Here is a 25,215-nt window from a genome sequence, read left to right as displayed (position 1 = left end):
AAGGAAGCCAGCAAGGGGAAATAGAGCGTTCCCAAAGGGAAGGAAAACTCCTGGGAAAAACCAACAAACAAAACAAAAACAGAAGGGGACACCACCGGCCCCGGGTCCCCGCCCCTGTGTGCGGGCCGGACGAGGTGTGCAGGTCAGACGAGCGCGCCGCCCGGCAGCTCGACCTTCGCGCCCAGCTCGACGAGCTTCTCCATGAAGTTCTCGTAGCCGCGGTTGATCAGGTCGATGCCGTGCACCTTGGAGGTGCCCTGGGCCGCCAGTGCCGCGATCAGATACGAGAAGCCGCCGCGCAGGTCGGGAATGACCAGGTCGGCGCCCTGGAGCCGGGTGGGTCCCGAGACGACCGCCGAGTGCAGGAAGTTGCGCTGGCCGAAGCGGCAGTCCGAGCCGCCCAGGCACTCCCGGTAGAGCTGGATGTGCGCGCCCATCTGGTTGAGCGCGGAGGTGAAGCCGAGCCTCGACTCGTACACCGTCTCGTGCACGATGGAGAGGCCGGACGCCTGCGTCAGGGCCACCACCAGCGGCTGCTGCCAGTCGGTCTGGAAGCCGGGGTGCACATCCGTCTCCAGCGCGATCGCGTTGAGCGAGCCGCCCGGGTGCCAGAAGCGGATGCCCTCGTCGTCGATCTCGAAGGCGCCGCCGACCTTGCGGTAGGTGTTGAGGAAGGTCATCATCGACCGCTGCTGGGCGCCGCGTACGAAGATGTTGCCCTCGGTGGCCAGCGCCGCGGACGCCCAGGAGGCGGCTTCGAGACGATCCGGGATGGCCCGGTGCGTATAGCCGTCGAGCCGGTCGACACCGGTGATCCGGATCGTCCGGTCGGTGTCCATCGAGATGATCGCGCCCATCTTCTGGAGCACACAGATCAGGTCCTCGATCTCCGGCTCCACCGCGGCGTTCGACAGCTCGGTGACACCCTCGGCGAGCACGGCCGTCAGCAGTACCTGCTCGGTCGAGCCGACCGACGGGTACGGCAGCCGGATCTTCGTGCCGCGCAGCCGCTGCGGGGCCTCCAGATACTGGCCGTCCGCGCGTTTCTCGATCGTCGCGCCGAACCGGCGCAGCACGTCGAAGTGGAAGTCGATCGGCCGGCCGCCGATGTCACAGCCGCCGAGACCGGGGATGAAGGCGTGGCCGAGCCGGTGCAGCAGGGGGCCGCAGAAGAGGATCGGAATGCGCGAGGAGCCCGCGTGGGCATCGATGTCGGCGACATTGGCGCTCTCGACATGCGTCGGGTCGAGGACCAGCTCGCCCGGCTCGTCACCGGGGCGCACGGTCACTCCGTGGAGCTGGAGCAGCCCCCGTACGACCCGTACGTCACGGATGTCCGGCACATTGCGCAACCGGCTCGGGCCACTGCCGAGGAGCGCGGCCACCATGGCCTTCGGCACCAGGTTCTTCGCGCCTCTGACGCGGATCTCGCCCTCCAGCGGGGTGCCACCGTGGACAAGCATTACATCGTCTGTGCCGGTCATGAATCTCGCGTTCCGGAGTGGGCGGGCAGGTGGCCAAGGAAAAGGGTAAGGGGCCAGGACCCCTGTGCCGTAAGGCCCGGGAAGGCCATGGACCGTAAAAGAACACGGCAGGTCACGGGGTGTTTTCGGGTCGTCGCGCAGGGTTACGCGAGGTGCTTTTCCGGGGTGTGCGCTCCCCCTGCCGCGGTGCGCCCTGAGCTGCGCGCACGCGCACTGTGCAGCGCGCGCCCCGCGGAACGCGAAGATGCGGGATCATGTTGCGCATGACCGAGGTGTCCTCGCTCACAGGGCGGCTGCTCGTCGCGACACCGGCCCTCGCCGATCCGAATTTCGACCGCGCGGTGGTCCTCCTGCTCGATCACGACGACGAGGGCTCCCTCGGCGTGGTCCTCAACAGACCGACGCCGGTGGATGTCGGGGACATCCTGGAGTCCTGGGGGGATCTGGCGGGGGAGCCCGGGGTGGTCTTCCAGGGCGGCCCCGTCTCGCTCGACTCGGCGCTCGGACTTGCCGTGATACCGGGTGACGAGGGGCCGCTGGGCTGGCGCAGGGTGTACGGGGCGATCGGCCTGGTCGATCTGGAGACCCCGCCGGAGCTGCTGGCGCGGGCGCTCGGCTCGCTGCGCATCTTCGCCGGCTACGCGGGCTGGGGACCTGGCCAGTTGGAGGCCGAACTGCGCGAAGGGGCCTGGTACGTCGTCGAGTCGGAGCCGGGTGATGTGTCGTCGCCGCGGCCCGAGCGGCTGTGGCGTGCGGTGCTGCGACGGCAGCGCAGCGAGCTGGCCATGGTCGCGACATACCCGGACGATCCCTCGCTCAACTGACCTTACGGCTCGCGGTGCAGGGCTTCGGAGGTCCGTTTCGTGAGGTGTGTCCGGCGTGTCGGCGCGATGTGTGAGCGGCCGGATGCGGAGTGCACGGACCCGGAGCCTCCGGAAGCGGTCCGGCGTGGGTACCCTTGGCTCCCATGAGCACTCTTGAGCCCGAGCGCGGGGCAGGTACGGGCACCCTCGTGGAGCCGACACCACAGGTGTCGCACGGCGACGGCGACCACGAGCGCTTCGCCCACTACGTCCAGAAGGACAAGATCATGGCGAGTGCCCTCGACGGCACTCCCGTGGTGGCACTGTGCGGAAAGGTCTGGGTACCGGGGCGCGACCCCAAGAAGTATCCGGTCTGTCCGATGTGCAAGGAGATCTACGAGTCCATGGGCCCCGGCGGGGACAAGGACAAGGGCAAGGGCGGTAAGGACAAGGGCAGCAGGAAGTAGCGGCTGGTCCTTCTCCGTCGGTACGGCCCCCTGGGCGCACGCATGTGTGCGCCCCGGGGGCCGTGCGCGTTTGTACGGGTGTTCCGCGCGGCGGTGTTCCGCGCGATGTGCGTTTCCGGCGGTCGCTGACGCTGTTTCGCTGTCGTGTCCGCTGCAACGAAATGGTTGAGACCACTTGTCGGCGTGTTCCAGCGGTGTTTAGTCTCCTGCGAGTTGTGCAGCACGAAACGTACGTTGCGCATGCTGCAACGCCGACCCGTAGGGATCCCGGATGAAGCTTTCTGCCCGTATAGCCGCCCGTACGGTGGCCCCGATCGCGGCACTCGCGCTCGTCGGTCTCACCGCCACCGCCTGCGCCCCGGGAACGTCCGACACCAGCGCGACGAAGGACGAGAAGAGCGGCACCCTGCGCGTCTGGCTCTTCCAGGAGGTCAGCAACAAGCCCAAGGAGCAGGTGGTCGACGCGGCCGTCGCCGCCTTCTCCAAGGAGCACAAGGACGCCAAGGTCGAGATCGAGTACATCCCGGTAGAGACCCGTGCCCAGCGCGTCAAGGCCGCGTTCAACGACCCGAAGAGCGCCCCGGATCTGATCGAGTACGGCAACACCGACACGGCCGGCTACGTGAAGGACGGCGGACTGGCCGACATCACCACGGAGTTCAACGCCTGGGACGAGGCCAAGGACACCGACCCGACGGCCCGGCAGTCCGTCACCGTGGACGGCAAGGTCTACGGCGCGCCGCTGTTCGTGGGCGTGCGCGCGCTGTATTACCGCACCGATGTGTTCAAGGAGTTGGGGATCGCGGTTCCCACGTCCCAGGCGGAGCTGATCTCCACGGCCAAGAAGATCCACAAGGCGAAGCCGGAGCTGTACGGGCTCGCGGTCGGCGGCGCGTACACCTATGGCGCGATGCCGTTCCTCTGGGCGAACGGCGGCGAACTCGCGGAGGAGAGCGGCGGTACGTACAAGGCCGCCGTCAACAGCCCGGCTGCCCGCAAGGGCATCGAGGCGTACACCTCCCTGTTCGGCGACGACAACTGTCCGGCCGCGAAGTGCGCCTCGATGGGCGGCAACGCGACGGTGACGGCCTTCGCCTCGGGCAAGGCCGCGATGGCGATCGGGGGTGACTTCAGTCACTCGGCCGTCGAGGAGGGCTCGGTGAAGGGCAAGTACGCGGTCGTACCGCTGCCCGGAGTCACGGCGGGTTCGATCGCACCGGCCTTCGCGGGCGGCAACAACATCGGTGTCCTCAAGAGCACGTCGCACCGCACGCTCGCGGTGGACCTGATGAAGTCGTTCACGGGCAAGGAGACCCAGTCGAAGCTGTTCGACGCGATGGGGTTCCTGCCGACGTACACGGATGTGCTGGCGGACGCGGCGAAGAAGGAGCCGTTCGTCGAGCCGTTCGTCCAGACCCTGGGCGCGGGCGCCAAGTTCGTTCCGGCGTCGCCGGGCTGGGCGCAGATCGACTCCTCGCTCGTCCTGCCGACGATGTTCCAGGAGATCGTCAGCGGCCGTAAGGACGTCGCCACGGCATCGGACGAGGCGGCGCGGAAGATGGACGCGGCGTTCACGGCCGCGGGCTGAGCACGATGACGAACCGTACGGAAGGCCTCGCCGAAGGCGCGGTCGGGCCCGGGGGCGGGGGCGGGTCCGGAGTTGGGCCCGGGGGAGGGTCCGGGGGTGGTGGCAGGGGCGAGAACACGCCACTTCCCGCCGTCGGTTCCGCCCCCGCGGGCGCCCGCCGGCGGGGGCCCCGGCGGGCCGGGGAGGGCGGCTGGACGCCCTGGCTCTATCTCGCGCCCGCGCTCGTCGTCCTCGGCGGGCTGCTCGTCTACCCGATCTACCAGCTCGGTCTGATCTCCTTCCTCGAATACACCCAGGCCCAGGTCAGCGGCGGTGAACCCACCACCTTCCAGGGCTTCGGCAACTACACCGCGCTCTTCGGCGACCCCCAGTTCTGGCAGGTGCTGCTCGCGACGGTGGTGTTCGCCGCCGCGTGCGTCGTCACCACTCTCGCGGTGGGCTGCGCCCTGGCCGTCCTGCTGACGCGTGTCCGGGCCGTGCCGCGGCTCGCGCTGATGCTGGCCGCCCTGGGCGCCTGGGCCACCCCGGCGATCACCGGATCCACCGTCTGGGTCTTCCTCTTCGACCCGGACTACGGTCCGGTCAACCGGCTGCTGGGGCTCGGCGACTTCTCCTGGACGTACGGGCGTTACAGCGCCTTCACCCTGGTGCTGCTCGAAGTGGTGTGGTGCTCCTTCCCGTTCGTGATGGTGACGGTGTACGCGGGCATCAGGGCCGTGCCGGGCGAGGTGCTGGAGGCGGCCGCGCTCGACGGCGCCTCGCAGTGGAGGATCTGGCGGTCCGTCACCGCGCCGATGCTGCGGCCGATCCTGGTGGTCGTCACCATTCAGTCGATCATCTGGGACTTCAAGGTCTTCACCCAGATCTATGTGATGACCAACGGCGGCGGAATCGCCGGCCAGAATCTCGTGCTCAATGTGTACGCCTATCAGAAGGCCTTCGCCTCCTCGCAGTACAGCCTCGGCTCGGTGATCGGCGTGGTCATGCTGGTGATTCTGCTGGCGGTCACTCTCGTCTATCTGCGACTGATCCGACGCCGGGGAGAAGACCTGTGAACCTGCTCGGTATACGCCGTCCCTGGCGGCTGGTGGCCGAGGCATCGGCCCTTGTCATCGCGGTGATCGTGGCCTTTCCGCTGTACTGGATGGTCCTCTCCGCGCTCAAACCCGCGGGCGAGATCCAGTCCACCGAGGCCCGTCCCTGGACGCTCTCGCCCTCGCTGGACTCCTTCCGCCGGGTCTTCGAACAGCAGGAATTCGGGCGGTACTTCCTGAACAGCCTGGTGGTCGCGGGCACGGTGGTGATCGCCTCCGCGCTGATCGCGTTTCTGGCGGCCACGGCGGTCACCCGCTTCCGGTTCCGATTCCGTACGACCCTGCTGATCATGTTCCTGATCGCGCAGATGGTGCCGGTCGAGGCGCTGACCATCCCGCTGTTCTTCCTGATGAGGGATGCCGGGCTGCTCAATACGCTCGGCTCGCTCGTGCTGCCGCATCTCGCCTTCTCGCTGCCCTTCGCGATCTGGATGCTGCGGGGATTCGTACGGGCGGTCCCCGAGGCGCTGGAGGAGGCCGCGTACATCGACGGCGCGAGCCGCACCCGGTTCCTGTGGCAGATCCTTTTCCCGCTGGTCCTGCCCGGGCTTGTCGCGACGAGTGTCTTCTCCTTCATCTCGACCTGGAACGACTTCCTTTTCGCCAAGTCCTTCATCATCAGCGACACCTCCCAGTCGACGCTTCCCATGGCGCTGCTGGTCTTCTTCAAACCGGACGAGAACGACTGGGGCGGCATCATGGCCGCGTCCACCGTCATGACCATTCCGGTGCTGGTTTTCTTCGTACTCGTGCAGCGACGCCTGGTCTCCGGACTCGGCGGCGCGGTCAAGGACTGAGGAATGAGGACGTACGAGATGAGGGCGCACGAGATGGATCCGACCCCGCACCTGATCCCACGCCCGCTGCGAACCGGCCCCCTACCGCTCGGAACCGGCCCCTGCCGGCTCGACGGCGGGACGGTGATCGAGGCGGGCCCCGGCACGGAGGGCGTGGCCCGCTGGCTCCGTACGGCCGTCGGCGCCGCCACCGGACTGCCGCTCGCCGACAGCGCGAACGGCACCCCCGGCCCCGGCTCCGGCAGCCGGATCGTCCTCGCCGTCGACCCCCGTACCGCCCAGGAGTCGGGCCCCGAGGCGTACCGGATCGCCGTCGACACGCGGACGGTCCGTATCGAGGGCGGTGGCCCGGCCGGGGTCTTCTGGGGGGCGCAGACCCTCCGTCAGCTCCTCGGCCCCGACGCGTACCGCGCCGCGCCCGTCGCCCCCGGGCGCGAGTGGACCGTACCCCCGGGCGTCATCGAGGACGCGCCCCGCTTCACCTGGCGGGGTCTCATGCTCGATGTGTCACGGCACTTCATGCCCAAGGACGGCGTCCTGCGCTATCTGGATCTGCTCGCCGCCCACAAGCTGAATGTCTTCCACTTCCATCTCACCGACGACCAGGGCTGGCGCGTGGAGATCAAGCGCCATCCCCGGCTCACCGAGGTGGGCGCCTGGCGCTCACGCACCAAATGGGGGCACCGCGCCTCGGAGTTGTGGGACGAGAAGCCGCACGGCGGTTACTACACCCAGGACGACATCCGCGAGATCGTCGCCTACGCCGCCGAACGGCATATCAGGGTCGTGCCCGAGATCGATATCCCGGGCCATTCGCAGGCGGCCATCGCCGCGTATCCGGAACTCGGCAACACCGATGTCATCGACACGACCTCCCTCTCCGTCTGGGACACCTGGGGCATTACCGCAAACGTACTCGCCCCCACTGACAACACCCTCCGCTTCTACGAGGGCGTCTTCGAAGAACTGCTCGGCCTCTTCCCCGCAGCCACCTCGCCGTTCATCCACATCGGCGGCGACGAGTGCCTCAAGGACCAGTGGAGGCAGTCGCCAACAGCCCAGGCCCGGATGCGCGAACTGGGCCTGGCCGACGAGGACCAGCTCCAGTCCTGGTTCATCCGCCACTTCGACCGCTGGCTCACCGCCCGGGGCCGCAGGCTGATCGGCTGGGACGAGATCCTCGAAGGCGGCCTGGCGCCCGGGGCCGCCGTGTCGTCGTGGCGGGGTTACGCGGGCGGGATCGCCGCCGCGCGGGCCGGTCACGATGTCGTCATGTGCCCCGAGCAGCATGTGTATCTGGACCACCGTCAGGCGGCGGGCGAGGACGAGCCGATGCCCATCGGCTATGTCCGCACCCTGGAGGACGTCTACCGGTTCGAGCCCGTACCGCCCCAGCTCACCGAGGAGGAAGCGGCCCACGTCCTCGGCACCCAGGCCAATGTCTGGACCGAGGTGATGCAGGACGCCGCCCGCGTCGACTACCAGGTCTTCCCCCGGCTCGCCGCCTTCGCCGAGGTCGCCTGGTCGTCCCTGCCCGCCCCCGCCGAACGGGATTACGCCGATTTCGAACGGCGGATGGCCGAGCACTACCGGCGCCTTGACGCACTCGGTGTCGCCTACCGCCCGCCCGGCGGCCCCCATCCGTGGCAGCGCCGCCCGGGCGTACTCGGACGCCCGATCGAGGGGGCGCCGCCAAACGTGTGAGCGTACGCGCGGGTCCACGGGGGATCCGGTGCCCCGGAGCCCCGCCCCGGCCCTGTCCTCGGGAACGTCGTCATCCGTAGGGATAAGTCGTACAAGGAACGCCGAAGAGTGGCATTCCGTATCTGACTGCGAAGAGGTGTGAAACGGGACCTTCCCCCTGGTGGGGGACGGATCCGCCCTTCGTGGACCCTCGCGTCGGCAGGCCCGGAAGATGTGCCAGAGTTGCCACGTCCGGCCTGTGAGCACGTACGGTACGGCAACACAGGCGGGACACCGGGACACCGGAAAGGGGCAGCCGGGTTGACCACGCACGCACCGCAGACCGCGCAGTCCGTGACGCTGCCGGCCACGCTCGACGAGGCCGTGGCGGCGCTCACGGAGATGCCTGCCGCCGTGCCCGTCGCGGGCGGCACCGATCTGATGGCGGCCGTCAACAAGGGCCAGCTCCGGCCCGCGGGACTCGTCGGCCTGGGCCGGATCAGCGAGCTGCGCGGCTGGCACTACCAGGACGGGCACGCCCTGCTCGGCGCGGGTCTCACCCACGCGCGCATGGGCAGGCCCGACTTCGCGGCTCTCATCCCCGCGCTCGCCGCGTCCGCGCGCGCCGCGGGACCGCCGCAGATCCGCAACGCGGGGACACTCGGCGGCAATATCGCCACCGCCGCCCCGACCGGGGACTCGCTGCCGGTGCTCGCCGCCCTGGAGGCCGACCTCGTCGTCGCGGGCCCCGGCGGCGCGCGCCGTGAGATCCCCATCTCCCATCTGCTCGCGGGCCGGGAGATGCTGGAGCCCGCCGAGCTGATCGGTTTCGTACGGGTGCCCCTGCTGCACGCCCCCCAGGTCTTCCTCAAGGCGACCGGACGCACCGGCCCCGGCCGGGCCACCGCGTCCGTCACCGTCGTGCTCGACCCGGCGCGCCGCGGGGTGCGCTGCGCGGTCGGCGCGATCGCGCCGATGCCGCTGCGGCCCCTGGAGGCCGAGCGCTGGATCGGCTCGCTGATCGACTGGGACGGCGCGCGGGGGCTCGCGCAGGAGGCGCTCGCCGCCTTCGGCGAGTACGTCGCCGCCGCGTGCATCCCGGACCCGGCGCCGCCGGCCGACGGGGGAGAGGCCCCGCCGGTGTCGCCCGCCGTACAGCATCTGCGGCGCACGGTCGCCGCGCTGGCCCGACGAGCACTGGGGAGGGCGCTGTCGTGACCACCAACGAGAACTCCGGGCACTCCGGTTCCGGTTCCGCTTCGGGCACCGGTACGGGGGTTCCGCGGGTGCGGGGCGGCTGGCAGCCGGTGCCGCAGGGCGGCGAGTACGACGGCGAGTCCACGGCGTTCGTGCAGCTTCCGCCGGAGGACGGGCAGGACGCGCCGCTGGCCGCGCCCGGGCACGGTTACGTACCGCCGCACATCGCGCCCCTGCCGCCCGTGGAGGGCGCGGAGGGCGGCGTACGGTGGCCGGACCCGGGGACGGACGGCTCGGGGCAGTACCCGGGCGCGTACGGCCAGGGCGGGTACGGCCAGGGCGGGTACGGCCAGGGGCCGGCCGGATCGGCCGGATCGACCGGGCAGTGGAACTTCGCCGAGAACGGGACGGGTGGCGACACCGGGGAGGTGCCGGGTCCCTCGGAGCTGACCGGCCAGTGGACGATTCCGGTCGCCAAGGGTGATCTACCGGACGAATCGGGCGAGTTCAGTACGTCGATGCTCGCCTCCCAGTGGGGCGGCGGCAACCCTCCGGCGACCCTGCCGGGCGGCGCGGCGGCACCCTGGGCGGAGCCCGCCGACGCGACTCGGAACGGCGCTCACGGTGCGCCTGGCACCCCTGGCGCGCCGCTTCCGGACGCGGAGCCCGAGCCCGCCGCCGTACACGAGCAGTCCGTACCGGAAGCCGCCGAGCTGCCCGTACACGACACGCCCGTACCCGGGCCGGAGGCCGATCCCGCTCCGGAGCCCGAGCCCGAGCCGCTCACCAGCAGCAGCGACAGCGCCGAACACCCCGCCGGCTCCTACGTCCTGCGCGTCAACGGCGCCGACCGCCCCGTCACCGACGCGTGGATCGGCGAGTCGCTCCTGTACGTGCTGCGCGAGCGCCTCGGCCTCGCGGGCGCCAAGGACGGCTGCTCCCAGGGCGAGTGCGGTGCCTGCAACGTCCAGGTCGACGGGCGGCTCGTCGCCTCCTGCCTCGTACCCGCCGCCACCGCGGCCGGTTCCGAGGTGCGTACGGTCGAGGGCCTCGCCGCCGACGGCGAACCCTCCGACGTCCAGCGGGCCCTGGCCAAGTGCGGCGCGGTGCAGTGCGGTTTCTGCATCCCCGGCATGGCCATGACCGTCCACGATCTCCTGGAGGGCAACCACGCCCCCAGCGAGCTGGAGACCCGCCAGGCGCTCTGCGGCAACCTCTGCCGCTGCTCCGGCTACCGCGGCGTGCTCGACGCGGTGAACGAAGTCGTCGCCGAACGGACCGCGAGCGCGGAGGCCGCCGCCGTGGCCTCCGAGGAAGCCCGCATCCCGCACCAGGCACCCCCAGGGGCCGGCAGCGCCCAGCCCCCGCACTCGCCCGACGGAGGCATGGCGTGAGCAACGACGCGGCCACCGGGACCCCGGCGCTCGACGCTCCTCAGCAGGAGCCCCCCGCGCACGGCCTCGGAGCATCACTCTCCCCGGCCGACGCGCGCGCGAAGACCGAGGGCACGTTCCCGTACGCCGCCGACCTGTGGGCCGAGGGCCTGCTGTGGGCGGCGATCCTGCGCTCCCCGCACCCGCACGCGCGCATCGTCTCGGTCGACACCGCCGCCGCGGCCGAGATGCCGGGCGTACGGGCCGTCATCACCCACGAGGACGTCCCGGGGGACTCGGCGTACGGGCGCACGGTCGTCGACCGGCCCGTCTTCGCCTCGGAGGTCGTACGCCACCACGGCGAGGCGATCGCCGCGGTCGCCGCCGACCACCCCGACACGGCCCGGCTCGCCGCCGCCGCGATCGCCGTCGAGTACGAGGTGCTCGAACCGGTCACGGACCCCGAGAAGGCCTTCGCCGCCGAGCCGCTCCACCCCGACGGCAATCTGATCCGCCATATCCCGCTCAGCTACGGCGACCCGGAGATCACCGGCGAAGTGGTCGTCGAGGGGCTCTACCGCATCGGCCGCCAGGACCCGGCGCCCATCGGCGCCGAGGCGGGCCTCGCCGTACCGAGACCCGACGGCGGCGTCGAGATCTACACCGCCTCCACCGACCCGCACACCGACCGCGATCTGGCCGCCGCCTGCTTCGGCCTGGACCCGGAGCGGGTGAAGGTCGTCGTCACCGGAGTGCCAGGGGCCACCGGCGACCGCGAGGACCCCGGCTTCCAGATCCCGCTCGGCCTGCTCGCGCTGCGCACCGGGTGCCCGGTCAAACTGGCCGCGACCCGCGAGGAGTCCTTCCTCGGCCACGCCCACCGCCACCCGACCCTGCTGCGCTACCGCCACCACGCCGACGCCGAGGGCCGGCTGGTCAAGGTCGAGGCGCAGATCCTGCTCGACGCGGGCGCCTACGCGGACGCCTCGTCCGAGTCCCTCGCGGCTGCGGTCGCGTTCGCCTGCGGCCCGTACGTCGTCCCGCACGCCTTCATCGAGGGCTGGGCCGTACGTACCAACAACCCGCCGTCCGGACATGTCCGCGGCGAGGGCGCCATGCAGGTCTGCGCGGCGTACGAGGGCCAGATGGACAAGCTGGCCGCCAAACTCGGCCTGGAACCGGCCGAGCTGCGCCTCCGCAACATCCTCGCAACCGGCGACATCCTGCCCACCGGACAGACCGTGACCTGCCCGGCCCCGGTGGCCGAACTGCTCAGTGCCGTACGGGACTTCCCGCTGCCCGCGCTCCCCAAGGACACCCCGGAGGCGGCCTGGCTGCTGCCCGGAGGACCGGAGGGCGCGGGCGAACCGGGAGCGGTACGGCGCGGGGTGGGCTACGCCCTGGGCATGGTCCATATGCTCGGCGCCGAGGGCGCGGACGAGGTCTCCACGGCCACCGTCAAGGTCCACGACGGGGTGGCCACGGTGATCTGCGCCGCTGTCGAGACCGGGCAGGGATTCGCCACCCTGGCCCGCCAGATCGTGCAGGAGACGCTCGGTATCGAAGAGGTCCATGTCGCCTCGGTCGACACCGACCAGCCCCCGGCGGGTCCCGCCGCGCACGGCCGGCACACCTGGGTCTCGGGCGGCGCGGTCGAGCGGGCCGCGAAGATGGTCCGTACGCAGCTCCTCCAGCCGCTGGCCCACAAGTTCGGGATGTCCACCGAGCTGCTCCAGATCACCGACGGCAAGATCACCTCGTACGACGGTGTGCTGTCCACCACCGTGACCGAGGCGATGGACGGCAAGGAGCTGTGGGCGACGGCGCAGTGCCGCCCCCACCCCACCGAGCCGCTGGACGCGTCGGGCCAGGGCGACGCGTTCGTGGGTCTCGCCTTCTGCGCGATCCGCGCGGTCGTGGACGTCGACATCGAGCTGGGCTCGATCCGGGTGGTCGAGATGGCGGTGGCGCAGGACGTCGGCCGGGTCCTCAACCCGGCGCAGCTCGCGACCCGTATCGAGGCGGGCGTCACCCAGGGCATCGGCACGGCCCTGACCGAGAACCTCCGTACCAACCGGGGCCTGGTCCGCCGCCCCGACCTCACCGGTTACGCACTTCCCACCTCCCTGGACGCACCAGATATTCGCATCGTGAAACTTGTGGAAGAACGCGATGTGGTGGCCCCCTTCGGCGCCAAACCGGCCAGCGCCGCACCGGTGGTGACCTCCCCGGCAGCGGTCGCCTCGGCGGTGCGGGCGGCGACGGGCCGCCCCATCAGCCGTCTTCCGATCCGGCCGCAGGCGGCGGTGGCGGTCCCCAACGCGTAGCGGCGGTCCTCAACTCGCGGTGGCGTAATACGCGTTGCACCTGCAAGCCCGGGATGCGTACTGTCGTGGGCTCTCGCTACAGTGATCTCCATAGCTGTGGTGAACGGGGCAGACGCATCAACGGGGGAGACGTCGATGGCGGAGGACGACGGGACGGGGCAGCCGGTGTATCCGGCGCTGCCCACGAGCGATTCGGCGAGCGGTGGCGGGGGCGGCGGCGGGCGCGGGTCCGCGGACCTGAACGTCGACGCCTCGGAGCTGATCAAGTTCAAGAACCGGGTGGACGGGCTGCTGACCAAGCTCGACGAATCCCCCGCGGCGCCGACGCAGATGGAGGGCGGCCAGGTCGCCCGGGGCGACCTCGGCACGGGATTCAGCGAGGCCGACGAACTGTACGGGGTGTACAAGAGGGTTCACACTGAACTCCAGAACCTTTCCCAGGGGTTGGCGGGCCAGATCGAGGCCCTGGGTATCGCCGTCGAGGGCTCCCGCAGGGGGTACGAGAACATCGACGACGACATCAGGCGGCGTATGCAGCGCATCAGCCAGAGCGCGCAGGAGGAGTACGACCGCCGCCAGGAGGAACGGCGCAGGGAGCAGGAGCGTACGGCGGGCGGGCCGCCCGCCGAGGAGAGCGGCACAGACGCGGGCAGCGCGTTCTGAGGCCGGCCGGGCCGTGCCGGCACGGAGACTTGGGAATACGGGGGTACGGGGATATGAGAGGCCGACGTCATGCTGGATAGCGGCGGGGGCGGGGGATCGTACGCGGCGACCACCGACTTCGAGGCGCACACGCATCAGGAACTGCGGAACATGATCGACGCCGCGAATCCTGACACGCTCAAGAGCCACGCCGAGCTGCTGGCCGAGGCCGCCCAGGCCATCGACACCATCGGCCAGGACCTCAAGACGTACATCACCTCGGTGGACTGGCGGGGCGAGGCGGGCGAGGCGTTCGAGGCCTGGGGCGACCAGACCTGGAAGGCCACGCTGCTGCTGGCGGACTACACCGATGTGGGCGCCACATGGATGGGCGACGCGGCCCAGACCCTCAGGGAGGTCAAGGCCGCGCTGCCGCCGGTGGACGCCTCGGCGCAGGGGAACCTTGAAGCGGCCAGGGAGTTCCACAACGACCCTGACTCGCAGATGATCGCGTCGCAGGCGCGGGCGAAGCTCAACGAGGACCACGCGGAAGCCGTCCAGCAGATGACCAAGCTGGCGCAGTCGTACTCGCTGTCGTCGTCGGTGATAGGGGCGCAGGATCCGCCGGTGTTCCCGCCGCCGCCGCAGGCGTTCGTGCCCGATGGGGGGCGCGACAACTTCACTGGGGACGCTGCCTGGTCCAGCAACTCGTCGGCCGGTGGCGGGGGCAGTTCGGACGGATACCGGGCGTCGTTGTCGCAGACCTCGGCGGACACCCGGAACGTTCCGCCGGTGACGGGGCTTCCCACGCAGATCCAGACGACGCCGCCCTCCGTGGAGCGTCCCGTGGCCATGGAGATCGACAGCGTGGCCACGCTGCCGCCTCCGACCCAGGTTCCACCGGCCGGGACACCGAACGTGGTTCCTCCGGCGGGCCGTCCCGACGGCGGCATGCCTCCGGTCGGGCTGATTCCGCCCGCGTTCGGCGGCAACCCCGGCTCGCAGCCCGGCGGAGGCCGGGTCGGCGGTGTCCGTCCGCCCTCGCTCTCCGGGCAGCCGCCGCTCGCCGGTTCCTCGGGCGGGCGGATGCCGCGGGACACCGGCATCGTCGGTGGCCGTCCCGTGCCGCCGCAGGCTTCGGGCCGTCCGTCGGGCGGGATTCCGCGCGGCACGGTCGTGGGCGGCGAGGCGATGCACGGCCGTCCGCCGATGGGTGGTGCGACCGGCGGTGGGGCCATGGGCGGTGGCGCGGGTGCTTCCGGTGGTACGGCCGGCGGGCGCCGTCTGGCGGGCGAGACCGGCGGCATGATGGCCGGCCGGCCGCAGCAGGCCGGGACGACCGGTGCCCGTCCCTTCACCCCCGGCGGCTCCGGTCTGGTCCGTGGCGCCGGTACGGACGGTGGCAACCGCCCGGGACAGACGGGACGCCCCGGCGTGGCACCGCACTCCTCCCAGCGGCCCGGACGGCGCCCCGAGGACGAGGACGGACAGCGCCCCGACTATCTGACAGAAGACGAAGAGACCTGGCAGCAGGGCGGTCGCCGTATCGTGCCGCCGGTCATCGACTGAACCGCCCCCCGCCCCGCCCGAATCCGGTGAGAAGGACCGTACATGCGCGCCAGCAGCACCCGAGCCACCCGATGGAACGTGCTCATATCCGGCTCTCTGGGGCTGCTGCTGCTGGCGGGCGTGGCGGCCACCCCCGCCCACGCCGAGACGGTCAGGTCGAGACAGTGGCATCTCGATGTCATGAAGGCCGAGGAGATGTGGCGCACCAGCACGGGTGAGGGCGTCACCGTCGCGGTCATCGACTCGGGCGTGGATCCCGAGCCCGACCTCGAAGGCCAGGTGCTGCCCGGCAAGGACTTCTCGGTGAAGCCCGGCGACGAGCGCAACGACTTCGGCAATCACGGTACGGGCATGGCGGCCCTGATAGCGGCGACGGGCAAGAGCCATGGCGGAGACGGCGCGTTCGGCTTGGCGCCCGGGGCGAAGATCCTCCCCATCAGGGCGGACCTCGGCGCGGGAAGGTCGGGCGACGAGATGGAAGCCGAGGCCATTCGGTACGCGGCCGATTCGGCAGCGAAAGTCATCAATATCTCGCGCGGTGGCCCTTACGACGGCGCCGCTGTTCGTGAAGCGGTGAAGTACGCGCTGAGCAAGGGCAAACTCATCTTCGCCTCTGTCGGCAACAGCGGAAATCTCGGCCTTGATGTCGAATTTCCGGCCGCGACCCCGGGCGTTGTGGGCGTCGGCGCGGTCGGCAAGGACGCCAAAGCGACCACCGAATCACAGCGCGGCCCCGAAGTGGACCTGGTCGCCCCGGGCACCGACATCATCACCGCCTGTGCCGGTGAGACCGGCCTTTGCAACACCAGCGGCACCAGTGACGCCACCGCCCTGGCCTCCGCCTCCGCCGCCCTGATCTGGTCCAAGTACCCGGACTGGACGAACAACCAGGTGCTGCGGGTCATGCTCAACACCGCGGGCGGCCCGACCGACGGGGCCGAGCGGAACGACTCTGTGGGATACGGGATGGTCCGCCCGCGCATAGCCCTCACCAACCCCGGCGACCCCGGCCCCGCCGACGAGTACCCGCTGCCCGACCTGGCGGCAGCCGCTTCCGCGTCGCCGTCCCCCGGGGCCTCCCAGGACGCGGACGGCAAGGGTGACGAGGCCCAGCAGCCCGCCCCCGCCCCGGCCGCCTCCTCCGACGACGGTGGCGACGGTGGCAACACCGGCCTCTGGATCGGCCTGGGCATCGGTGCGGCCGTGCTCATCGGCGCCGCCGTCGCCGTACCGCTCGTACGGTCCCGCCGCCGCGCGGCCGTACCTCCGCAGCAGTTCCCCGCCCCGCCCACCGGGTTCGCCCCGCAGCAGCCGTCCCCGTACCAGCAGCCGTCCCCGTACCAGCCGCAGCCGCCGTACCAGCAGCCGTCGTACCCGCCGCAGCAGCAGCAGTACCCGCAGCAGCCGCCGCCGTCCGGCCCGCCACGGTCGTAACGGCCCGACGAGCGCGCGTCGCCGTCTCAGGCTGCGCAGCCCAGCGTCTCAACCATTTCAGTTCAACGGGGAAGCCATGTCGTTCGATGAAGAATGGGCGTCAGCCCGCACTGATGCCACCGCCGAGACCAGTTCCGACATGCGGCTGAACAGAGTTCCCGATGAGGGATCCGGCGGCGGGAGCAGCGCCGATCTGAGCGTCAACCAGGACAAGCTGGGCGAGATCGGGAGCGCGGCGTACGCGCTGCACGGCAGGCTCCGGTCCGACGGCGGCCACGCCCGCGCCAGCACGTCGGAGGCGGCGACGATGATGACCGTCAACAGCTTCCAGACCGGTGCCGCGATGCGGACCGTTCACGACACCTGGGACTCGCAGCTCAACACCCTGCTCGACGCCTGCGCGAACATCTCGAACCACCTCGACTACAGCGCCGCGTCGCACGCGAGGGAAGAGGAAGAGATCACGGCAGCCCTCGCGGTGTCCGCCATAAACGAGTACCTCAAGTAGCCGCGGGGGAGCCGTGCTGACCTTCAACAACGTGTACAACGCCCCGCTGGACAGGCTGAAGTCGGCGGCGGACGACTGGTCGGAGATGACGACCAAGCTGGAGACGCTCGCCGAGGACGCGCGTACGACCATGGCGGCGAGGGCCAGGGACGACTACTGGCGGGGCGTCACCGCCGAGGTCACCAAACCGTTCGTCGACAAGACGGCCCGGGAGTTCGACGACGCGGCGAAGGCCGCCAAGGGCATCAAACTGATCCTCGCCGACGGCTACGAGGCGTTCAAGAAGGCCAAGGACGACCTCAAGGCCCTGATGGACACCGAGGCGCCGGCACAGGGGCTGGTCGTCACCGCCCATGGCCGGGTCGAGGCCCAGTATCCGCTTCAGGACAGCCAGGCGGCCCGCCACGACCCCGACTACAGCGAACTGCTGCGCGCGCAGAACAACAAGATCGACACGATGCAGCGCCGTATCGACGCCATCGTGGAGACGTGCGACGACGCCGATGTGGCCACGGCCAACGCGCTCAAGGCGAACATCACCACCGACCAGCACAACTTCAGCGCCCCGAGGTACGACAGCCTGGACGCCGAGGAGGCACAGCGCGCGATCGACCTCGCCAACAAGGGCCGTGACCTCACGCACGCCGAACTCCAGCAGCTCAACGAGCTGCTGAGCGACAACCGCTCCTCGCGTGACTTCTCCCGGAGGTTCTACGACGGCCTCGGCCCCGAGGGCGCCCTGGAGTTCTTCGGTCAGTTGTCCACGGACACCTACGACTACTCCGAACTCGACGAGGAACGTCTGAGGGACGTCCAGGCGCTCCAGCGGAACCTCGGTCTCAACCTGGCCACCGCCACCAGTCCCACGGGCGCCAACGACGCGTGGACCGACCGGTGGTCCGAGGAGATGCGCCGGCTCGGGACCGAGCGCATTCCGGTCGTCAGGAACGACATGAACCCGCCGTACGGATATCAGCTCCTCGGCGGGATCATGCGGTACGGCAACTACGATCCGAAGTTCCTGAACCCGATAGCCGAGCACGTGGTCCAACTGCACCAGAAGGACCCGTACATGTTCGCCGACTCGAAGCTGGCGATCGGCGGGCCGAGGAACCCGTACAACCCGTCGGGTGTGAACGGGTCCGGTTACGATCCGGTCGTCGGCATGCTGGAGGCGCTGGGGCACAGCCCGGAGGCGTCGAGGCAGTTCTTCTCCGCCGAGCCCACGGCCTACAACGAGGACGGCACCGTCAACGCGAACGGCGTTGCGGACCTCGGCAAGGACAAGGACGGCCGTCCCATCGAGAGCTATCTCGACTACTTCGCCAACGAGGAGTACGAGTCGTTCCCGGACATCAATGGCCACGACCCCGACGCCGCCGCCGCGTCCGTGGCCTATATGCCGGACGCGCTGGGCCACGCCCTGGAATCCGCCACACTCGGCTACCCATGGGACAACCCCGACCCGAACGCGGTACGGAACGAGACGAGTGCCACGATCATGCAGGAAGTCGTCGAGAAGTACGGAGGGGACGCGGGCCTGCTCAAGCACCAGGAGGCGCTGGCGGACAGCATGGGCAACATGGGGGCCGGTTATATCGACGACATCAACTGGGCGCTGGAAAAGAACGCCGACGGCAGTATCTTCGCGCCGGACCGGAACCCCGAGGGCCACGCCAGCTTCGGGCAGGGCGACGCCCGCGCCTTCCTCAGCGCTCTGGGCCAGCACCCCGACGCCTACGCGTCCCTGACCACCGCCGAGCGGATCTACACCTCCAGCATGCTGGAGGCCCAGGTGGGTCCGGACGGCCGAATCAACGAGGGCGCGGCGCGGGCCGCAGTGGGCGTCGGCGCCGAAGTCCAGGGAATGCTGGACCAGTCGCGTGCCGACCAGGTCGAGGCGGAGGGCCTGAAGCTGCACGAGGAGTACGAGAAGGCGCAGCAGCAGCGGTCCGCCTGGGTCGAGTTCGGGGCGACCTCCGCGATCGCCGCCGGTGTCGCGTTCCTGCCGGTCACGGCCGCCGCGGCCGGAACGGCGGCCATCCTGGTGCCCCTCGCCGTCGACACAGGCAGCGGGGCACTGGAACAGATCGCAGGTCAGGTCATCGGCGACTGGTCGGACAACGCCATCGACGAGCACAAGGAGAACATCGAGGAGCTGACCCGGGAGGAGAAGACGACCGTCTTCCGGGCCGGTGAGCAGAGCGCGGAGGCACCCATGCGGCACTTCCGTGACCAGCACGGCATCGATATGAACAGCGACTTCGGCAGGGATCTCCAGGACTCCGTCGACCTTGGTTACGCGAAGGGCAATGACCGGGAGAACCAGCAGGGCAATGATCCTGAAACCGGCTGAGACAAGCGAAGCGGACCCAGAAGCCGAAACAATGGAAAGAGCGAGAGCTGTGAGGATACGGAACACCGCGCGGACCGTGGCTGCGGTGCTGGCGCTCGGCCTTGGTGCCTCGGCGTGCGGCGGCGATGAGAGTGAGGAGCCTCTCTACGTGAGCGCCGGTGAACTCTGCAATTCTATTTTCTCCGGCGATGCGGCGGCTGCCGTGGAAACCACGGTCGGCGACACGACCTTCTTCAGTACCGGTGACGTCGCGCCGGACAGGGTTGTCGAGAAACTCAAGGAGTTCTACGCGGACGGGCAGTACGTGTACGGCGCCCGCGAATTCTGTGTGATCAACGGCAAGAAGCGTGATGCCGGGCGTATTGACATCAGCTTCGCCCTTTACAAGCCGGACGACCTGGAAGGCGGCCACGCGGCGGACCAGCGGTTCTATGAACTGGGGAAGCTGGCCGTGGCCGGAGCCAAGAAGTCCTCACTCTACTTCGAGTGCGTGAGTCCTCAACTGGACGGATCGGACAAGGATCCCGCGCGCATCCTGGGCTCACTGAGTTTCAAGGACCGGAAGGTGCCGGAAACCCAGGCCCTGCGCGAGGCCAACCTCACCGTCCTCCACGCGGCGTCGTTCGCCCTGGCGAAGAAGCTGGAGTGCGAGAACAACGGAGGGCTTCCGGAGAAGGTGGTACTCAAGCCGAAGCCCGAGCCTGAGGCCGAGGCCGATCCAACGTCGACGGCGCCGTCGGAAGGCGCCTGAGGGTCTGGTCTGTCACGGCCACACCCCCCACCTCTGACCCACCCCCGACCCACAAACGACCCCACAGAAAAGCGGCCGCCCCGGGAAATTCCCGGAGCGGCCGCTTTCCGCGCCCTCGGAGGCCGTGGCGGGAATCGAACCCGCGTAACTCGCTTTGCAGGCGAGTCCCTGAACCACTCGGGCACACGGCCATGGCTGTTCGGTCGTTCGGCGCTTCCTTGTCGCTGGTTCGACCGTAGGGCGGTGGGGCGTGGGGCTCAAGGCGGGGGGCGGGGGTGCAATGCGAATGCCATACGCCGTTCACGATGGTCACGTCGTTCACGGTGGTGGTCGTACGACCAAGGGACCAGCGCCGGTACGGCCCGCGACATGGGTCAACCCGAGATTTGCCCCTTACCCTGTGCCTATGACCCCCCTGGATCCACGCGACGCCGATGTCGCGCCCGCCGACAGCTCCGCCGTGCGTCCCTCGTTCACCAAAGGCCCCGCCGCCAAGGGCTCCGCGGCCAAGGACCCCGGTCAGGGGGGTGTCCTGGGCCCCGAGCACCGGGCGCTCAGTATCGGGATCGTCTCCGTCGTCCTGCTGATCGCCTTCGAGGCGACCGCCGTCGGTACGGCGATGCCGGTGGCCGCGCGGGAGCTGCACGGCATTCCGCTGTACGCGTTCGCCTTCTCCTCGTACTTCACCACCAGCCTCTTCGCCATGGTGCTGTCCGGGCAGTGGGCCGACCGCAGCGGGCCGCTCGCGCCGCTGGCCGCCGGGATCAGCGCGTTCGGCGCCGGGCTGCTGCTGTGCGGTACGGCGGGCACGATGTGGCTGTTCATCATCGGCCGCGCCGTTCAGGGGCTCGGTGGCGGTCTGGTCATCGTCGCGCTGTACGTCGTTGTCAGCCGGGCCTACCCGGAGCGGCTGCGGCCCGCGATCATGGCCGCCTTCGCCGCGAGCTGGGTGATCCCCTCCGTCGTCGGACCGCTCGCCGCCGGGACCGTCACCGAGCAGCTCGGCTGGCGCTGGGTGTTCATCGGCATCCCGGCGCTGATCGTGTTTCCGCTGGCGCTCGCGCTGCCCGCGATACGGCGGATGGCGTCCGGGCCCGCCGACCCCTCCGCGCCGGTCGTGGCCATGGACCGGCGCCGGATCCTGCTCGCGCTCGGGATCTCGCTGGGCGCCGGGCTGCTCCAGTACGCGGGCCAGGATCTGCGTGTGCTGTCACTGCTGCCCGCCGCGGCGGGCGCCGCGCTGCTCGTACCGGCCGTTCTCGGGCTGCTGCCCGGCGGCACCTGGCGGGCGGCCCGCGGACTGCCGTCCGTCGTGCTGCTGCGCGGGCTGTCGGCGGGATCCTTCATCGCCGCCGAGAGCTTCGTACCGCTCATGCTCGTCACCGAGCGCGGGCTGTCGCCGACCCTGGCCGGGCTCTCGCTCGCGGCCGGCGGCGCGACCTGGGCGTTCGGCTCGTACGTCCAGTCCCGGCCGCGCATGGAGCCGCACCGCGAGCGGCTGATGGCGGTCGGGATGGCGCTCACGGCCGCCGCCATCGCGACCGCGCCGAGCGTGCTGATCGAGTCCGTACCGGTGTGGATCGTCGGGGTCGCCTGGGGGGTCGGCTGTCTCGGCATGGGCGCGGTGATCTCCTCGACGAGCGTGCTGCTCCTCAAGCTCTCGGCGCCGGAGGAGGCGGGCGCCAACTCCGCCTCCCTCCAGATCTCCGACGGCCTGTCGAACGTTCTGCTGCTGACGGCGGGCGGCGCGGCCTTCGCGGCCCTGGGCGGCGGCACACTGGGCACCGCGCCGTCCCACTCCGCCCTCGAAGCCACCGCCACCACCGCCTCCCACCCGACGGCCTTCGCCGCGGTGTTCCTGCCGATGGCAGCGGTGGCGCTGCTGGGGGTGTGGGTCGCTACGCGGATACGGACGCGATGACCGGCCGCCAAGAGAGGGCCGACCGCCAAGAGAGGGCCGACCGCCGAAAGATGACCGGCAAAAACGGCTGAAGCGGGGCAACTCGGGCTGTCCGGCGCGCCCTTGGCGGTCCGGGCCGTACGGATGTGGCGCCCGTCGCACCTGGCCGCGGAGGGTCCGATTCGTACGAGGATCGCTCCGCCCCACCGGTAGGGTGGCCCGGTCGTCGTACGTCCACGCGTGCGTCCCCGCGTACGCGTCCCGTCAGCCCGAGCGCCCGAACCGGAGACCGTGACTACTACCGCCTCCTCACACCACCTCTCACCCGCCTTCCCCGGCCGGGCCCCCTGGGGTACCGCCAATAAGCTGCGTGCCTGGCAGGAGGGGGCTCTTGGCAGATATCTGCAGGAGCAGCCGCGCGACTTCCTCGCCGTCGCGACCCCCGGCGCCGGGAAGACGACCTTCGCGCTGACGCTCGCGTCGTGGCTGCTGCACCACCATGTCGTCCAGCAGGTGACCGTGGTCGCGCCGACCGAGCATCTCAAGAAGCAGTGGGCGGAGGCGGCCGCGCGGATCGGGATCAAGCTCGATCCCGACTACAGCGCGGGGCCGTTGAGCAAGGAGTACGACGGAGTCGCCGTCACCTACGCGGGGGTCGGCGTACGGCCCATGCTGCACCGCAACCGGTGCGAGCAGCGCAAGACCCTGGTCATCCTCGACGAGATCCACCACGCCGGCGACTCCAAGTCCTGGGGCGAGGCCTGCCTTGAGGCGTTCGAGCCCGCGACGCGGCGGCTCGCGCTGACCGGTACGCCCTTCCGGTCCGACACCAACCCCATCCCCTTCGTCGCGTACGAGGAGGGCAACGACGGTATCCGCCGCTCGGCCGCCGACTACACGTACGGATACGGCAACGCCCTCGGCGACGGAGTCGTCCGGCCCGTCATCTTCCTCAGCTACAGCGGTAATATGCGCTGGCGCACCAAGGCCGGTGACGAGGTCGCGGCCAAGCTCGGCGAGCCCATGACCAAGGACGCCATCTCCCAGGCCTGGCGCACCGCGCTCGACCCGCGCGGCGAGTGGATGCCGAATGTGCTGCGCGCCGCCGACCGGCGGCTGACCGAGGTGCGCAAGGGCATCCCGGACGCGGGCGGCCTGGTCATCGCGACCGACCAGGACTCGGCGCGGGCGTACGCGAAGCTGATCCGCGAGATCAGCGGGACAAAGGCGACGGTCGTGCTCTCCGACGACGTCGGCGCGTCGAAGCGGATCGACGAGTTCAGCGCGAGCGAGGACCGCTGGATGGTCGCGGTCCGCATGGTGTCGGAAGGCGTCGACGTACCGCGTCTGGCGGTGGGCGTGTACGCCACGACGATCTCGACCCCGCTGTTCTTCGCGCAGGCCGTCGGCCGTTTCGTACGGTCCAGACGCCGGGGCGAGACCGCGTCCGTGTTCCTGCCCACCATCCCCAATCTGCTCGGGTTCGCGAGCGAGATGGAGGTGGAGCGGGACCACGTCCTCGACAAGCCGAAGAAGGACGGCGACGAGGATCCGTACGCCGAGTCCGAGAAGGAGATGGCGGAGGCCGAGAAGGAGCAGGACGAAGACACCGGCGAACAGGACATGCTGCCCTTCGAAGCGCTGGAGTCCGACGCCGTCTTCGACCGGGTGCTGTACGACGGCGCCGAGTTCGGGATGCAGGCGCACCCGGGCAGCGAGGAGGAGCAGGACTATCTCGGCATCCCCGGACTGCTGGAGCCCGACCAGGTGCAGCTCCTGCTCCAGAAGCGGCAGGCGCGGCAGATCGCGCACAGCCGCAAGAAGCCGGACGCCGAGGCGGATCTGCTGGAACTGCCGGCTGAGCGGCGGCCCGTGGTCTCCCACAAGGAGCTGCTGGAGCTGCGTAAACAGCTCAATACGCTGGTCGGCGCGTATGTCCACCAGAGCGGCAAGCCGCACGGGGTGATCCACACCGAGCTGCGCCGGGTGTGCGGCGGGCCGCCGAGCGCCGAGGCGACGGCGAACCAGATCCGGGAGCGGATCGCGAAGGTACGGGAGTGGGCCACGCGGATGCGGTGAGCCGGGCGGGCGTTGGCGCAGGTGGTGCCGGTGGCACCGGTGGTGCGTGCGCGGTCTGTACGGTCTGTACGGTCATCCGCGCCGGTCATCCGCGCCGGGCTCCCGCGCCGGGCTCCCGTACCGAGGGCCCGCGCCGAGTGCCCGTGCCGGGTCCCGGAGCCGGGCTTCCGCGCTGGGCAGCGGCTCGTATCCAGGCCCTCCCGCCCGTACACTCACCCGCCCCTCCGCGTCACCCGGCATTGTGGGAGCGATCACCCCAAGTCACCATGATTTTCGCTTGATTCCCGAACGGGGATCAACTCCCCTTCCCTGACCGGATTCTGGACGAGGTCTTCCGCTCAGCGGTGCCGGTCGCTAATGTCCCCGCAGTGTAAACGCCCCGTGGCTGCTCGGCCGCGGAGCGCAGCCGGTGCGCGGGGGCCGCCGGCGGTCTCTCCGCGTGCTGCCGACGGGACCGGCGCCGCTGCCTCCATGTGACCGGCCGCCGCTACTCACTCCGAAGGAGGGGGCGTCGTGACCGCGGAGACCTCCCAGACGCTCGACCGGGGACTGCGTGTCCTCAAGCTGCTCGCCGACACCGACCACGGCCTGACCGTCACCGAACTGTCCAACAGACTCGGCGTCAACAGGACCGTCGTCTACCGCCTCCTCGCCACCCTCGAACAGCACGCGCTGGTCCGCCGTGACCTCGGAGGCCGGGCCAGAGTGGGGCTCGGTGTGCTGCGGCTGGGCCGCCAGGTGCATCCGCTGGTACGGGAAGCGGCGCTGCCCGCGCTGCGCTCGCTCGCCGAGGACATAGGCGCGACGGCGCACCTCACGCTGGTCGACGGGGCGGAGGCGCTGGCGGTCGCGGTCGTCGAGCCGACCTGGACCGACTACCACGTCGCCTACCGGGCCGGATTCCGCCATCCGCTGGAGCGCGGCGCGGCGGGCAAGGCGATCCTGGCCGCGCGCCAGACCGTACTGAGCGAACCGCGCTGCACCCTGACCCATGGCGAACTGGAGGCGGGCGCGAGCGGCGCCGCGGCCGCCCTGGTGGGGGTGACGGGGATCGAGGGCAGCGTCGGGGTCGTGATGCTGGCGGACGCGGTACCGGAACGGGTCGGCCCGCGCGTGGTCGACGCGGCGAAGGAAGTGGCGGACGCCTTGCGCTGAGTCGCGCC

19 protein-coding genes and 1 tRNA gene are annotated in these 25,215 nt (G+C 70.4%); 18 read left to right on the top strand and 2 right to left on the bottom strand.

The genetic code is table 11. The features are described 5' to 3' along the window. Positions 1-143 precede the first annotated feature (143 nt). Positions 144-1,484, bottom strand: a complete 1,341-nt coding sequence (murA, locus tag ACFU9P_RS18250; protein WP_217308417.1) for a UDP-N-acetylglucosamine 1-carboxyvinyltransferase — start codon at positions 1,482-1,484, stop codon at positions 144-146. A gap of 263 nt (positions 1,485-1,747) precedes the next feature. On the opposite strand from murA, the gene ACFU9P_RS18245 reads away from it, so the two are divergent. The 15 genes from ACFU9P_RS18245 to ACFU9P_RS18175 all read left to right on the top strand — a co-directional run bounded on the left by ACFU9P_RS18245 (position 1,748) and on the right by ACFU9P_RS18175 (position 20,073). Beyond that, positions 1,748-2,308, top strand: coding sequence for a YqgE/AlgH family protein (locus ACFU9P_RS18245; RefSeq protein WP_046504972.1), 561 nt, complete (start codon positions 1,748-1,750; stop codon positions 2,306-2,308). Positions 2,309-2,451: 143 nt separating this feature from the next. Then, positions 2,452-2,754 (top strand): DUF3039 domain-containing protein, encoded by a 303-nt coding sequence (locus ACFU9P_RS18240; protein ID WP_217308418.1) that lies wholly within the window; start codon positions 2,452-2,454, stop codon positions 2,752-2,754. A 271-nt stretch (positions 2,755-3,025) separates the two neighbouring features. After that, on the top strand, positions 3,026-4,342 hold the full coding sequence (locus ACFU9P_RS18235) for an extracellular solute-binding protein (protein ID WP_384081729.1): 1,317 nt from the start codon (positions 3,026-3,028) through the stop codon (positions 4,340-4,342). Between the two features lie 5 nt (positions 4,343-4,347). Further along, positions 4,348-5,397 carry a carbohydrate ABC transporter permease gene (locus ACFU9P_RS18230; protein ID WP_384081726.1) on the top strand — a complete coding sequence of 350 codons (1,050 nt, stop codon included), beginning with the start codon at positions 4,348-4,350 and terminating at the stop codon, positions 5,395-5,397. Positions 5,398-5,399: 2 nt separating this feature from the next. Next, positions 5,400-6,233, top strand: a complete 834-nt coding sequence (locus ACFU9P_RS18225) for a carbohydrate ABC transporter permease (RefSeq protein WP_384081902.1) — start codon at positions 5,400-5,402, stop codon at positions 6,231-6,233. Positions 6,234-6,236: 3 nt separating this feature from the next. Further along, positions 6,237-7,937, top strand: a complete 1,701-nt coding sequence (locus ACFU9P_RS18220) for a beta-N-acetylhexosaminidase (protein WP_384081724.1) — start codon at positions 6,237-6,239, stop codon at positions 7,935-7,937. A 300-nt stretch (positions 7,938-8,237) separates the two neighbouring features. Further along, positions 8,238-9,134 carry a xanthine dehydrogenase family protein subunit M gene (locus tag ACFU9P_RS18215; RefSeq protein ID WP_046502952.1) on the top strand — a complete coding sequence of 299 codons (897 nt, stop codon included), beginning with the start codon at positions 8,238-8,240 and terminating at the stop codon, positions 9,132-9,134. Then, positions 9,131-10,507, top strand: coding sequence for a (2Fe-2S)-binding protein (locus ACFU9P_RS18210; RefSeq protein WP_384081720.1), 1,377 nt, complete (start codon positions 9,131-9,133; stop codon positions 10,505-10,507). The genes ACFU9P_RS18215 and ACFU9P_RS18210 overlap by 4 nt, the downstream gene beginning before the upstream one ends. After that, positions 10,504-12,813 carry a xanthine dehydrogenase family protein molybdopterin-binding subunit gene (locus tag ACFU9P_RS18205; protein WP_376374199.1) on the top strand — a complete coding sequence of 770 codons (2,310 nt, stop codon included), beginning with the start codon at positions 10,504-10,506 and terminating at the stop codon, positions 12,811-12,813. The genes ACFU9P_RS18210 and ACFU9P_RS18205 overlap by 4 nt, the downstream gene beginning before the upstream one ends. A gap of 135 nt (positions 12,814-12,948) precedes the next feature. Next, complete coding sequence (locus ACFU9P_RS18200; protein WP_384081717.1) at positions 12,949-13,476, top strand: hypothetical protein; 528 nt, start codon at positions 12,949-12,951, stop codon at positions 13,474-13,476. Between the two features lie 69 nt (positions 13,477-13,545). Further along, complete coding sequence (locus ACFU9P_RS18195) at positions 13,546-15,024, top strand: hypothetical protein (RefSeq protein ID WP_384081714.1); 1,479 nt, start codon at positions 13,546-13,548, stop codon at positions 15,022-15,024. A 42-nt stretch (positions 15,025-15,066) separates the two neighbouring features. Continuing rightward, the gene (gene mycP, locus ACFU9P_RS18190; protein WP_384081712.1) at positions 15,067-16,458 is read left to right on the top strand and encodes a type VII secretion-associated serine protease mycosin; all 1,392 of its coding nucleotides are present in this window, start codon (positions 15,067-15,069) and stop codon (positions 16,456-16,458) included. Positions 16,459-16,534: 76 nt separating this feature from the next. Next, positions 16,535-16,966 carry a hypothetical protein gene (locus ACFU9P_RS18185; protein ID WP_376374189.1) on the top strand — a complete coding sequence of 144 codons (432 nt, stop codon included), beginning with the start codon at positions 16,535-16,537 and terminating at the stop codon, positions 16,964-16,966. Positions 16,967-16,979: 13 nt separating this feature from the next. After that, complete coding sequence (locus ACFU9P_RS18180) at positions 16,980-19,322, top strand: hypothetical protein (RefSeq protein ID WP_384081709.1); 2,343 nt, start codon at positions 16,980-16,982, stop codon at positions 19,320-19,322. Between the two features lie 76 nt (positions 19,323-19,398). Beyond that, positions 19,399-20,073, top strand: a complete 675-nt coding sequence (locus ACFU9P_RS18175) for a hypothetical protein (RefSeq protein WP_384081706.1) — start codon at positions 19,399-19,401, stop codon at positions 20,071-20,073. A gap of 119 nt (positions 20,074-20,192) precedes the next feature. Here ACFU9P_RS18175 and ACFU9P_RS18170 read toward each other — a convergent pair. After that, a tRNA-Cys gene (locus ACFU9P_RS18170) sits at positions 20,193-20,264 on the bottom strand. 215 nt (positions 20,265-20,479) lie between these two features. On the opposite strand from ACFU9P_RS18170, the gene ACFU9P_RS18165 reads away from it, so the two are divergent. From ACFU9P_RS18165 to ACFU9P_RS18155, 3 genes are all read left to right on the top strand, one after another. Then, a complete protein-coding gene (locus ACFU9P_RS18165; RefSeq protein WP_384081703.1) occupies positions 20,480-21,994 on the top strand; it encodes an MFS transporter in 1,515 nt (504 codons plus the stop codon). Positions 21,995-22,264: 270 nt separating this feature from the next. After that, on the top strand, positions 22,265-24,052 hold the full coding sequence (locus tag ACFU9P_RS18160; protein ID WP_384081700.1) for a DEAD/DEAH box helicase: 1,788 nt from the start codon (positions 22,265-22,267) through the stop codon (positions 24,050-24,052). Between the two features lie 513 nt (positions 24,053-24,565). Continuing rightward, the gene (locus tag ACFU9P_RS18155; protein WP_046500092.1) at positions 24,566-25,207 is read left to right on the top strand and encodes an IclR family transcriptional regulator; all 642 of its coding nucleotides are present in this window, start codon (positions 24,566-24,568) and stop codon (positions 25,205-25,207) included. Positions 25,208-25,215: the final 8 nt, after the last annotated feature.

Source organism: Streptomyces sp. NPDC057617 (assembly GCF_042800555.1).
Classification (GTDB): domain Bacteria; phylum Actinomycetota; class Actinomycetes; order Streptomycetales; family Streptomycetaceae; genus Streptomyces.
Note: the sequence above shows the minus strand (reverse complement) of the source record. Positions and strands in the feature narration are given on the sequence as shown.

Bases quoted from the DNA above. Each gene is read 5' to 3' on its own strand.
- murA (WP_217308417.1), bottom strand. From the start codon at position 1,484: ATGACCGGCACAGACGATGTAATGCTTGTCCACGGTGGCACCCCGCTG.
- ACFU9P_RS18245 (WP_046504972.1), top strand. From the start codon at position 1,748: ATGACCGAGGTGTCCTCGCTCACAGGGCGGCTGCTCGTCGCGACACCG.
- ACFU9P_RS18240 (WP_217308418.1), top strand. From the start codon at position 2,452: ATGAGCACTCTTGAGCCCGAGCGCGGGGCAGGTACGGGCACCCTCGTG.
- ACFU9P_RS18235 (WP_384081729.1), top strand. From the start codon at position 3,026: ATGAAGCTTTCTGCCCGTATAGCCGCCCGTACGGTGGCCCCGATCGCG.
- ACFU9P_RS18230 (WP_384081726.1), top strand. From the start codon at position 4,348: ATGACGAACCGTACGGAAGGCCTCGCCGAAGGCGCGGTCGGGCCCGGG.
- ACFU9P_RS18220 (WP_384081724.1), top strand. From the start codon at position 6,237: ATGAGGACGTACGAGATGAGGGCGCACGAGATGGATCCGACCCCGCAC.
- ACFU9P_RS18200 (WP_384081717.1), top strand. From the start codon at position 12,949: ATGGCGGAGGACGACGGGACGGGGCAGCCGGTGTATCCGGCGCTGCCC.
- ACFU9P_RS18195 (WP_384081714.1), top strand. From the start codon at position 13,546: ATGCTGGATAGCGGCGGGGGCGGGGGATCGTACGCGGCGACCACCGAC.
- mycP (WP_384081712.1), top strand. From the start codon at position 15,067: ATGCGCGCCAGCAGCACCCGAGCCACCCGATGGAACGTGCTCATATCC.
- ACFU9P_RS18185 (WP_376374189.1), top strand. From the start codon at position 16,535: ATGTCGTTCGATGAAGAATGGGCGTCAGCCCGCACTGATGCCACCGCC.
- ACFU9P_RS18165 (WP_384081703.1), top strand. From the start codon at position 20,480: ATGACCCCCCTGGATCCACGCGACGCCGATGTCGCGCCCGCCGACAGC.